The sequence below is a fragment of the Natrialba sp. INN-245 genome (assembly GCF_009807105.1).
Lineage (GTDB): Archaea > Halobacteriota > Halobacteria > Halobacteriales > Natrialbaceae > Natrarchaeobius > Natrarchaeobius swarupiae.
In genome coordinates this window covers 403,536-414,140 of sequence record NZ_WUBV01000017.1, presented here as the reverse complement: position 1 = coordinate 414,140, position 10,605 = coordinate 403,536, and the positions used below count along the sequence as shown (strand labels likewise).

The following is a 10,605-nucleotide window of genomic DNA, read 5'->3' as shown; positions in this document are numbered from 1 at the left end:
AGAGTGGACAGCGAGTCAGATTTGCGGCCGTGCGCTTCCCAACGTGGGATACCGTCGGCGCGGACTAAAGCGTTGTCATGTGGGCCGCCCTGTGGCTCCGTGTCGCGGCTCGAGCGTTTCGAGGGGTTTATTTATTCGCCCGGGAAAGACGTGAGTGCGAACGAGGGCTCGTAGATCAGAGGTAGATCACTCCCTTGGCATGGGAGAGGCCCCGGGTTCAAATCCCGGCGAGTCCACTATTCTGCACCGCGAGCAATATCGCGAGCGGTGCGAATCGTCGGCGACGCCCGGATTTGAAGCCCTATTAGTCGCAGCCCGCGGAGTGAGCGAAGCGAACGAGCAGGAACGTCTAATTTCGGGTTCAAATCCCGGCGAGTCCACTTCTTCACGTCGATACGCTCGTTCAGTCGCGGACTCGCCGAACATCGCAAACCTGTCGGGTTCGCTCAATCCCGACGAGTCCACTCCAATTTCTCCGCCGTGGTCAGGGATTGATAGCAGAAGGGCACGGACTTGACGCAGTCGAGTGTGCTCTCTGGGACGAAAATCACAGCGATGACGAACCGGGTGTCGGCCAGTGATGCGTGAATCAAGCCCAGTTGATTGCATTCGTCACAGAGAAAGAGCGCAGCCTCGCGTTCGTTGGCCAGCGTCACGGCAGCGTTCTCGCCATCGCCGAGTGGGAATGTTCCATCGAGAGTGACTGACTGCGTGGTGGACGCATCGGTTCGCCCGAGGACGGCAGCGGCGGCGCGACCGTGGATGTCAGTACAGTGTGAGCCACTCAGGTTTCCGTACTGCTCGCGTACTGAGCACGGTCGCATTCCCCTTCACGGACGTTCTGACACTGCCGCCGGTGACAGTTGTTGTCCGCAGATAGGACCGTCTCGAGTGTCCTCGAGTTCGACCGCCGACGACCGCTCGAGAGACGTCCCCATCGCTACCGAACCCATCGAACAGCCGCGGTCTGCTGGGGGGAGTGCGTGCCGAACGAGATCAGGGACCTCTCTCGGGGGGGTTCTCGAGCGTGTGGACAGCCCTAGCTGTGGACGTCAGTTGTCTCCGGGTTCCGGTCGGAATCCCGGTCGGTCGAGGGATCCTGTGATCGACTCGAGTCGCCCGGAATCGCTGCGTCGTCAGGCAGGATCAGTCGTCGCTCGATGTACTCGAGGCCGTTCTTGCGTTCGGTCGTTCGGCGGACCGCGAGTCGGTTTTTGGAGAGCTCGAGGATCGCGTCGATAATGCGGGAGACGAGCTTTTTGGCGTAGCTGTCGCTGATGCCCTGTTCTTGGCGTCGGATCCAGTGTTTGAGATCGCTCGCGGTGACGTACTCCCTGGTGTTCTTGCAGCCGTGTTTCCAGGGATTGTCGCCGACGCTCGGATCGGCGCGGGCTTGCCAGAGTTTCGCGGCGAGTCGTGTCGGGAGCGAGTTTGCGGCGGAGCGACGCATATCCTCGTCCATGCGCGCGAGTTGCTGGATCGGCAGGAGGTCGCCGTAGGCCAGTGTGACGTCACCGCCGCGCTCGAGCGGGTCGGCACTCTCGGGCAGGCGGTAGTAGGCGTTGCCGTCGTCTTTCGTGATCCGCTCGAGGCGTCCATCGGCGACGTCGATCGCGTGTTCGTCGACGGTGTCGGCACGGAGGTGGGCTCCCTTCTCGAGTTCTCTGGATTGGAGTTCGGCGATGCGTTCCTTGTTGGCGTTCGATTTCTTGCGTGCTGCGTCGGCGAGGCTCTCGAGGCGGTCGCAGTTGTCTTCCAGACGCGACGTTTCGGCCTCGAGTTCCGCGACGCGCCCTTGGAGGTCGTCAACGGTGTCGGTAAGCTGGTCGCGGTTGGCTTCGAGCTGTGCGATTCGGTCGTCTTTGCGCTCGAGTTCGGCCTCGAGTTGGTCGAGGCGGTCGTGGAGCTGCTCGAGGGTGGGTTGGGACTGGTCGTGCTGGTTGGCTGGCGACTGCTGTTGGTGTTGGTTGGCTGGCAAGGCGTCCGTCTCGGTGGGGTGGTCTGCTGGCATCGATTGGGAGGTGGGGAGGCGTGGCTGGCGAGCGATACTGGCCGCGTGGCCGTCGGGGACCGCCTGCTGGCAGACTGGCCAGCGTGGCAGTGGGCATGGACAGACAGTCGTGGGCAGCGACAGGAACGCAGCCCGTCAGCACGAGGAGCGCAGCGTGACTGGTTTCGAGCGTCGACGTCCTCGAGGCGGCTGCCCCGACAGTCGTCAGGGGTCCCCAGGGTTGCCACTACGGCCCTGCGAAGTAGCCGCCGGATCGTCCGGCGGGGCCGTGCAGGCGGACGGCGAGATTCGAGATGGGTTGTCGGCCGGTTTCTCGCCAGTCGCCGTCGCGACGTTCGTGGGTGATCCGGCGTGCGTGCTCGGTGTCGTTGATCTCGTTGGCAGCGCCACCGCCATCGCCATCGGCACCGTCTGCCCCAGTCACGCCGTAGGTCACGCGCTGGCGACGGCCGTCCATCGTCGTGTACTCGAGGGTGAGTTCGAACGCGCGAGTGGGGGTTGCGTCTCGGCCGCCATCGGTCGTCAGCCGCGGCTCGAGGGCGTCCAGGTGGAGTCTGCCGTCGTGAGTGTTGCTCCCGTCGGCTGTCTCGATCCCGTGGTCGGTGTTGCCGTCGGCTGTGTCATCCTCGTCGCCCTCGAGAGCGACACCGCACTCGAGGCGGGCGGCACACGCTCGGCAGTGGTAGCCGTCGGGCGTGACGACCGCTTTCCAGTTCGGACAGCCCGGCGTGTCGCAGGAATAGGGTGCGTGTCCGTTCGCGGGCTCTGCCGGTCGTCTCGAGCGTGTGCGTCAATCTCGATCGTGGTGGTGATCGGCGTGGCGAGACGAGCGCTCGTGTCGTCGCGGGTGTCGATCCCCGCACTGGGACTCGTGGTCTAGTGGGTGGTCGTGGGTCTCTCGAGTGCCTGGTATCGTGTGTTGGGGTGGGTTATCGGCTCGAGTCGTCGCACACGAGCGGCAGGCGGGCTCGTTGCGTCGGGCGTCGTACCCGTCCGGGGTCGCGCCGCAGGCGCAGCGAGCGTCAGATCTTTTGGCTGGTGATGCCTCTTGCCGTGTGTGGGGCGTAGACCCCACGGAAGCTTCGGAATTCATTGGTGATTGACGGAGCTACCTTCTGGGCGGCGCTACAACGCCGCCCGGTCTCACATACCGACAAGAGTCATCTTCAGCCGAGTTGATAACTCCTCACGAATCACTAATGTCCTAACGTTGCATAAATGTACTGCTATGTCTAAAAGGCACTATCCGGGCTAAATAGGGGCCGATACGGCGTAAAGGGTACGTGAATGCGAAAATCTGGGTCATGGATGACGATCTGGGACGATCGTATACTCGAATATATACGAGAGGAAGAGTCTGGATCGCCGAAGGAGCTTGAAGAGAGTGGATATCTACGGGTCTCTAAGTCTCATATCTCTCGTCGTCTCCGCAAGCTTGCAGAACATGATCTGCTACGGCATCTTGGAAATGGAGTATATGTGATTACCGATCGCGGTGAAGCATATCTTGATGGAGAAATAGATACGAGTGAAGATGCATCCGAGTCGTCCCTTGATGTACCGAACGGGGATAATAATGGGGAGAGATAACTGAATCACGCTGGAGATCTGATCTCATAGGAAAACAGTACATGAGAGTATGTCATGGAATCGATCTCGTGGGATTGTGTTCCCGCTGTCTTGACCTGACCAACTATTGGATATGAGTGTATACGTAACGGGCAATTCTCCTGTTCGGTCTGGAATCACTACCACCTCCGAAGCCCTCGCGTCGCTTCAGTCGCGCGCCTCGCTGCGCTCCTCGCTTGCGCTGCGGTGCTTACGTCGTCGTGCTTCCCGAAGCGACGCTCGCCCTTCGAGTCCGCCAGGTGTCGGCTGACCAATCCATGCTCCTGGTGGACTCGAAGGGCGAGGCGCTCTCGGTGGCTCCCGGACGACGCAAGCACGCGACCGAAGGGAGCGCGCGCAGCGAGTCCCGGGGTCACGAGAGCACCGAGGGCTTCGGAGGTGGTTCTACTGGGGTAGTCTCCTACTGGCAGGCCTATATTGCACGGTAAATCAGAAAGCGTATTCTCTTTCACATTAATGTTTTATATAAATAAATTATTAAAGAGATAATTAGATATATAGCCAATAATATACGTTCTTCTCAAACAAATTTATCTACAATACGTAATATGCTGTAAGTCATGACTCGAATGACCGCTGAACGATTTTTCGGCGGGACGGACCAGCGGATTGACAATCTCCATGCTACTCTCCGATTCGTCTCGAGGCAGAACCCAACAGAGCACGACCTAACCGACTGGATACTCGAGAACACGGCCGCGAACTCCAAACTGACCATCGAGAGAAACATCTCCTTCCTCGAGTCGATCGACCTCCTCGAGCACACCGCCGACGGCTACCAGCCCACGAACAAGGGCGAGGCTTTCTGGCGACACGACGAGCCCCTGGTCATGTACGAGGGGCTCGCAACGGCTGTCGACGGCTTCCGGGAAATCGCTCGAGCGATCCCGAACGGCCATCGAACGATCGAAGCCATCCAGGACCAACTCCAGCAAGCCTATCCCGATCACGAACTCCCGAAAGGCGTCGTCTCGCGCCATCTCGAGTGGCTCGAGGCCCTCGACGTAGTCACCAACCGAGACGGAACCTATGTCATCCCGATCGAGGACGGCACGTTCGAGGTCGGCGAGACGTACAGCCGGTGGTTCATCCACGACGTCCTCAAGGGCGAGAGATACAAGGGAATCGCGACGCCGAGCGACCAGCCGCTGATTCTCATCTTCACGGGCGACGCCGGACACAACTACGGCTACGAGGACGAGTTCCTCGAGGACGATACCTTCCTCTACACGGGTGAGGGAACCGAAGGCGACATGACGATGGACGGAGGGAACGAGGCGATCCGCACCCACAAAGCAAACGGCGACAACCTCCAGCTCTTCGAGAACACGGCCCTGCCCTGGATCGTCACCTACCTCGGCGAGTACGAGTACGTCGGCCACCGCACGACGGAGCTACCTGACGAGAACGGCGACCTGCGAGAGGCGTTTCGATTCCAATTAGCTCCCGTCGGCGGCACGGATATCGAACTCGAGACCACACTGTCTGCACTCTCGGAGCAGGAACTCTTCGAGAAGGCAAAGGAAAGCGTACCCACGACGACAGCAGAAAGCGCACCCACGTCGACGTCCTCCACCGGCCGCTCCTACCCCCGATCCGATATCGTCCGCAAATTCGCACTCCGCGTCGCGGACGGCGTCTGCCAGGGCTGTGAGGAAGAGGCCCCCTTCCTGAAGAAAAACGGCGAGCCCTTCCTCGAGGTGCACCACCTCACGCGGCGAAGCGATGGCGGCCCGGACGATCCGGCGAACGTAATCGCGCTGTGTCCGAACTGTCACCGACGGGTTCACGAGGGTCGTGATGGCGACGAATTCAACCGTCGACTGAAAGCAAAAGTCGCAGCGCGAACCGAGAAATACCGCTATCGTAACAACTGAAACGATTCACATACCCATCGCCGATCCGTCTGGCGATCAGATGTGCAATGACGTGCAGTGGCTACTATCGGACGGTCTCGAGCCGGAACTCGTGTACAGACCGAAGAGACGCAGGTCGAGCGGACCGATACCTCGGTGGGGAACGAGCCCCTGGTGGACGACGGTGACGCTCTTGGTCGAACGACTATCTGTTCTCGACGAAGTACACGAATGCGCTCACGAGGATTGAAGGGACGGTCATCCCAATATCGACCGGGTGATTGCCTTGCGCGACCACAACCGTGTTGTGGGCGTGTGCGATCGCTGTGGCACAGTGTATGCAGCAAAGAAACTCTTGGACGGACGTATTCGCCCGATCGGAACCGAGCAATGTTCCTGCGGGTCGAATCAGTTCCAAGCGGTTCAGTGAATCGGGCCACGTTCGATCGATGCAGTCGCCCGTTCTTTCCACTCCCATCGAATCGCAGTGACACCTGAGACGGTTTACTGTCAGTACTCGATCGAATCGCCGACTGTGATCGTCCCCGAGTCGACGACGTTGGCGTTGAGTCCGCCGCGGTGGACCAGCGCACTGACGGCACCGTCGGTCTCGGCCAGCGACTCCATGTAACTGCACGGTTCACAGAGGCGAACGCCGACGAGTGTCGTCTCCCCGACTCGAAACTCGCGGTCAACAAGGTGGTTCAACGGAACGCCTCGTGTCAGGATGTTACGCCGCGTTTGTCGCGGCTGCATCGCCGTGTTCTCGTCGCGAATCGCGGCCTCGAGCGCTTCGGCTTCGACGAGCGTCACGTCGGTGGCCTCCGGGAGGTCCTCGCGGCGATCGTACAGTCCCTGCTCGCGGAAGTATCGGTCACCGCGGAGACCGCGTCCGGCGACGGCCTCGACGGTTTCGACGTGGTCCATTGGTTCGCCGGAATCCGGTGCCGTATAGATTCCCTCGACAGTTCCGTCGGCCATACGCGCTGGTTAGGTTTCATCGACAAAGCTGTTTTGACGCGTCCGCTCGTTACGAGGAAACCATTTGGCTGACGAGTCCCTCCGTCCACGTATGAGAGAGTTCGTGTTCGCCCTCGAGTACGAGCCGGGGACGAATCCGGTCGCCGACGTACTCGCCGACTATTCGGGAACGTCGATTCGGTCGCTGTCGTGTCACGTCAGCGCGGATAGCCTCTGGCGGGTCGATCACGCCAGCGGGTCCGCCGAGGCACTCGAGGCGCTCGAGCGGGCCTACGAGACGGCCGACTACTTCGCCGACTGTCTGGTCAAAGACGACTGCGGCGCGGACTGCGAGGTGCAGGTACTCGACCGGTCGAACGACACGCTCGTGGTCTACACCTACTGGGAGCGAACTGACGTCTGTACGTCCGTCCCTCACGTCGCCCTCGAACACCTCGGCGAGGGGCTGCTGTTCGAAACCTACCGCGAGGGTCGCCGGTATCGCTGGCGGATCGTCCTCGGCAACGACGCGCCGATCCACGACTTTTTCGACGCGCTCGGCGACGAGGTCGGCGAGTGTATGGGGATCGAGATGCTCCGACTGACCGAACTCGATCCGGCGCGCAACGGTATCGAGCCCGACTCCGACCACGACGAATCGTTGCCCGTCGAGCAGCGGGAGGCGTTGCAGGCGGCGGTCGAATACGGCTACTACGAGACGCCCCGTGAGATCGACCTCTCGGAGCTCGCCGATCAGCTCCAGGTCCCTCGGTCGACGCTCTCTTACCGGCTCCGGCGTGCTGAAGCCGCCCTCGCGAGGACGTTCGTCGACGCAGACGACGCGATCGAACAGTTGGTGGCGGGTCTCTAGGTCCGAATCGGACCGCGACGACGCCCGGGTTGGCGCACGCCAAATAACCCGTATCACGATCCGTCGTCTAGTGACGGGTGATGAGCGAGTCGCCCCCCACCAGGGACTCGAGTCGCACGCTGGAACTGCGCGTACCCGAGATGGACTGTCCGACCTGTGCCGGAAAAGTACGAAACAGCGTCGACCGTCTCGACGGGATCGACCGGATCGAACCGCGAGTGACTAGCGGCCGGCTGATCGTCGAGTACGAGCCGACGGTCACGACTGAAGGCGCGATCCGAGAGCGCGTCAAGGCTGCGGGGTACACGATCGAGAGCAACGCGTCGGAACTGACGCTATCTGTGCCCGAAATGGACTGTGCCTCGTGTGCGAACAAGATCGAGAACGCCCTCGAGGAAACCGATGGCGTCGAGGAAATCGAGACCCGGCCGGCGTCGGGGCGCGTAACGGTAACGACGACGGAGGCCGACGCCGGGAACGTCACGACCGCAATCGAAGCTGCCGGCTACGAGGCCACCGCGACCGGCGACGACACTCAGCTCGCCGACCAGCGGGCCGTCTGGAAGAGCCGCCGCGCCGCCGGCACCGCAATCGGAGCCGTGCTCGTCGCGGCCGGGATGGCCCTCGAGTTCGTCTTCTCGGCTGCCGATCCGACGTTGGTTTCGATCGCCGCCGGGCCCGTCAACCGAACGTACGAACTCTCACACCTCCTGTTCGTCACAGCGGTAGTCGTTGCTGGCACGCCGATTCTGTGGAACGGCTACTACTCCGTGCGCAACCGGAGTCTCGACATCGATTTCCTGATGAGCGTCGGGATCGTCGCGAGCGTCGCCGCCCACCATCCCTTCGAGGGGGCGATGCTCGCCGTGTTGTTCTCGGTCGCCGAGTTGCTCGAGCGGTTCTCGATGGACCGGGCTCGGGACTCCTTGCGGGAGTTGATGGATCTCTCGCCCGACACCGCAACCGTCCGCCGCGAGGACGGCACCGAGGAGACGAGACCGGCCGACGAACTCGCTGTTGGCGACACCGTCGTCGTCCGCCCGGGAGAGAAGATCCCGGCAGACGGCACCGTCCTCGAGGGCGAAAGCGCGGTGGACCAGTCGCCGATCACGGGCGAGAGCGTCCCCGAGGACAAGATCGAAGGCGACGAGGTCTACGCGGGGACGATCGCCGAGTCGGGCTATCTCGAGATCGACGTCGAGAGCGCGGCGGAGGACTCGACGCTGGCCCGCATTATCCGCATGGTCGAGGACGCAGAACGCGAGAAGACCGACCGCGAGCAGTTCATCGACCGCTTCGCGAGCGTCTACACGCCGATCGTGGTCGTCCTCGCTGTCGCGGCCGCCGTCGTCCCGCCCCTGCTCGTCGGCGCGTCCTGGAGCTACTGGTTTATCGTCGGCCTGACGTTGCTGGTGATCTCCTGTCCCTGCGCGCTGGTCATCTCGACACCCGTCAGCGTCGTCTCCGGGATCACGAACGCCGCCCGAAACGGTGTCCTGATCAAGGGCGGCAAACACCTCGAGGCGGTCGGCGACAGCGAGGTCCTCGCGGTCGACAAGACCGGGACGCTGACCACGGGCGACCTCTCGGTGACCGACGTGATCGGACTCGAGGGGGCCGACGAGGAAGACGTTCTTCGCCGCGCGGCCGCCGCAGAGCGGCGCAGCGAGCACCCCATCGGGGAGGCGATCGTCGGCTACGCCGAGGAACAGGGTGTCGTGAGACCCGAAGACGAAGCCGACGTGTCCGAGTTCGAGGCCCTGACAGGGAAGGGCGTTCGCGCCGAGATCGACGGCGACACACACTACGTCGGCAAGCCTGATCTGTTCGACGGCCTCGCCGATCTCGAGCACGTCCACGCAACGACGGACGGGGGAGTCAGCCTCGCAGAGATGGGGTACGAAACGACGCCCCAGCCCCAGTGCGAACGCGGCGGCTGTCTGGACGTCCTCGAGGACGTCGTGCCGGATCTCGAGGCCGAGGGGAAGACGGTCGTGATCGTCGGGACGGAAGACCGCCCCCTCGGCGTGGTCGCCGTCGCGGACCGCGTTCGGGCGGCGGCGACGTGGGCCGTTTCGCAGCTGCACGAGCAGGGTGTCCGCGTTGTGATGCTCACCGGCGACAACGAGGGCACGGCCCGTGCGATCGCCGACGAGGTCGGCATCGACGAGTATCACGCCGAACTCCTGCCCGACGAGAAACTCGAGTGGATTCAGCGGTTAGAAGAGACACACGGCGACGAGGGAGACGACGCTCACGTCGCCATGGTCGGCGACGGGATCAACGACTCGCCCGCGCTCGCGACCGCGACCGTCGGCATCGCGATGGGTGCTGCGGGGACCGACACGGCCCTCGAGACGGCCGACGTGGCGCTGATGGGCGACGACCTGACTCGCCTTCCCTACCTCTACGATCTCTCGGGGAAGGCAAACGGCGTCATTCGCCAGAACATCTGGACGAGCCTGGCCGTCAAGGCCGTCCTCGCCGCGGGTGCGCCGCCCGGATTCGTCACGGTGATTCACGCCGTCGTCATCGGCGACATGGGGATGAGCCTCGGCGTGACCGGGAACGCGATGCGATTGGCGAACGTCGAACCCGAGACGCCGGAGATGGATTCGCTCCAGGAGTAGGGTGTCAGGCGGCGCGTTCGCTGTATTTTCTCCTCCGCTATCGTCCAACTGCACGCTGAATCGGCTCGAGTCCCGGTCGGCCGTGTCGCCACCAGAACCCGACGCCGGCGACGAGGATGACCGCCTCGAGCCAGAGCGTCGTCACCGTCACCTCGAGCCCTGGCACGGTTCCGAGCGGCTTCGTGCCGGTGTACTCCGGCATCGGCGTGATCGGCCACAGGAGAAAGCCGAGTTCGTGGTAGTCGCCGGAGAGTACGTGCCAGGGAACGTCCGTCGCGACGTGTGAGAGGTAGCCGATGGCGAACGCGACGCCGAGCAGTTCCCGATCGCGCGATCGCGCGACCGCCCACGCGAGGACGACGAGCGGAACCACAAACAAAAGCGAGTGCCCGATCGTTCGACCGACGTCGACGACACCCACGAACCAGATCGGTTTGTCGATCAGATCGGGTAGCGCCGCCCCGAAAACCGCGGCCAGTGCAGGGCCTTCGCCCGGCGACGTGCCCCCTCTCCACCGGACGTAGCTCGCATAACAGAGGTAGCCGACGGCGAGGTGAACGACCGGTTGCATTCGGTCGTCTTACGTCGCCCCGACGGGAAAATCCTCGTCCGCGCCGCTCGAAGGGACTCGGCTCGAGCCGGATCGAG

The 10,605-nt window shown here is 62.8% G+C and carries 9 protein-coding genes, 1 tRNA gene and 1 pseudogene; 6 read left to right on the top strand and 5 right to left on the bottom strand.

All coding sequences use genetic code 11. The features are described 5' to 3' along the window. Window positions 1–164 precede the first annotated feature (164 nt). Window positions 165–236 (top strand) — tRNA-Ala (locus GRS80_RS06885). 210 nt (window positions 237–446) lie between these two features. On the opposite strand, the pseudogene GRS80_RS06880 reads toward GRS80_RS06885, so the two are convergent. The 3 genes and pseudogenes from GRS80_RS06880 to GRS80_RS06870 all read right to left on the bottom strand — a co-directional run. Further along, a pseudogene (locus GRS80_RS06880) lies at window positions 447–767 on the bottom strand (hypothetical protein); the annotation flags it as partial. A 272-nt stretch (window positions 768–1,039) separates the two neighbouring features. Then, window positions 1,040–2,011 carry a hypothetical protein gene (locus GRS80_RS06875; protein ID WP_160046900.1) on the bottom strand — a complete coding sequence of 324 codons (972 nt, stop codon included), beginning with the start codon at window positions 2,009–2,011 and terminating at the stop codon, window positions 1,040–1,042. Window positions 2,012–2,237: 226 nt separating this feature from the next. Beyond that, window positions 2,238–2,468, bottom strand: coding sequence for a hypothetical protein (locus GRS80_RS06870; protein WP_160046899.1), 231 nt, complete (start codon window positions 2,466–2,468; stop codon window positions 2,238–2,240). A gap of 90 nt (window positions 2,469–2,558) precedes the next feature. Here GRS80_RS06870 and GRS80_RS20335 point away from each other — a divergent pair, with 90 nt between their 5' ends. From GRS80_RS20335 to GRS80_RS06855, 3 genes are all read left to right on the top strand, one after another. Next, complete coding sequence (locus GRS80_RS20335) at window positions 2,559–2,891, top strand: hypothetical protein (RefSeq protein WP_200840339.1); 333 nt, start codon at window positions 2,559–2,561, stop codon at window positions 2,889–2,891. A 407-nt stretch (window positions 2,892–3,298) separates the two neighbouring features. Further along, complete coding sequence (locus tag GRS80_RS06860; RefSeq protein ID WP_160046897.1) at window positions 3,299–3,601, top strand: winged helix DNA-binding protein; 303 nt, start codon at window positions 3,299–3,301, stop codon at window positions 3,599–3,601. A gap of 599 nt (window positions 3,602–4,200) precedes the next feature. Continuing rightward, window positions 4,201–5,517 (top strand): HNH endonuclease, encoded by a 1,317-nt coding sequence (locus tag GRS80_RS06855; RefSeq protein WP_160046896.1) that lies wholly within the window; start codon window positions 4,201–4,203, stop codon window positions 5,515–5,517. Between the two features lie 489 nt (window positions 5,518–6,006). On the opposite strand, the gene GRS80_RS06850 is transcribed toward GRS80_RS06855, so the two are convergent. Next, complete coding sequence (locus GRS80_RS06850; RefSeq protein ID WP_160046895.1) at window positions 6,007–6,477, bottom strand: MOSC domain-containing protein; 471 nt, start codon at window positions 6,475–6,477, stop codon at window positions 6,007–6,009. A 91-nt stretch (window positions 6,478–6,568) separates the two neighbouring features. On the opposite strand from GRS80_RS06850, the gene GRS80_RS06845 reads away from it, so the two are divergent. After that, window positions 6,569–7,327, top strand: coding sequence for a helix-turn-helix domain-containing protein (locus tag GRS80_RS06845; protein ID WP_160046894.1), 759 nt, complete (start codon window positions 6,569–6,571; stop codon window positions 7,325–7,327). Window positions 7,328–7,407: 80 nt separating this feature from the next. Then, window positions 7,408–9,957: a heavy metal translocating P-type ATPase gene (locus tag GRS80_RS06840; RefSeq protein WP_160046893.1), complete on the top strand. Its 2,550-nt coding sequence runs from the start codon at window positions 7,408–7,410 to the stop codon at window positions 9,955–9,957. Between the two features lie 37 nt (window positions 9,958–9,994). Here the strand turns inward: GRS80_RS06840 and GRS80_RS06835 are convergent, their stop codons facing one another. Beyond that, window positions 9,995–10,528, bottom strand: coding sequence for a metal-dependent hydrolase (locus GRS80_RS06835; protein WP_160046892.1), 534 nt, complete (start codon window positions 10,526–10,528; stop codon window positions 9,995–9,997). Window positions 10,529–10,605: the final 77 nt, after the last annotated feature.

Excerpts from the sequence above, each read along its gene's own strand:
- GRS80_RS06855 (WP_160046896.1), top strand. The coding sequence starts at position 4,201 with ATGACTCGAATGACCGCTGAACGATTTTTCGGCGGGACGGACCAGCGG.
- GRS80_RS06870 (WP_160046899.1), bottom strand. The coding sequence starts at position 2,468 with ATGGACGGCCGTCGCCAGCGCGTGACCTACGGCGTGACTGGGGCAGAC.
- GRS80_RS06875 (WP_160046900.1), bottom strand. The coding sequence starts at position 2,011 with ATGCCAGCAGACCACCCCACCGAGACGGACGCCTTGCCAGCCAACCAA.
- GRS80_RS06850 (WP_160046895.1), bottom strand. The coding sequence starts at position 6,477 with ATGGCCGACGGAACTGTCGAGGGAATCTATACGGCACCGGATTCCGGC.
- GRS80_RS06840 (WP_160046893.1), top strand. The coding sequence starts at position 7,408 with ATGAGCGAGTCGCCCCCCACCAGGGACTCGAGTCGCACGCTGGAACTG.
- GRS80_RS06860 (WP_160046897.1), top strand. The coding sequence starts at position 3,299 with ATGCGAAAATCTGGGTCATGGATGACGATCTGGGACGATCGTATACTC.
- GRS80_RS06845 (WP_160046894.1), top strand. The coding sequence starts at position 6,569 with ATGAGAGAGTTCGTGTTCGCCCTCGAGTACGAGCCGGGGACGAATCCG.
- GRS80_RS06835 (WP_160046892.1), bottom strand. The coding sequence starts at position 10,528 with ATGCAACCGGTCGTTCACCTCGCCGTCGGCTACCTCTGTTATGCGAGC.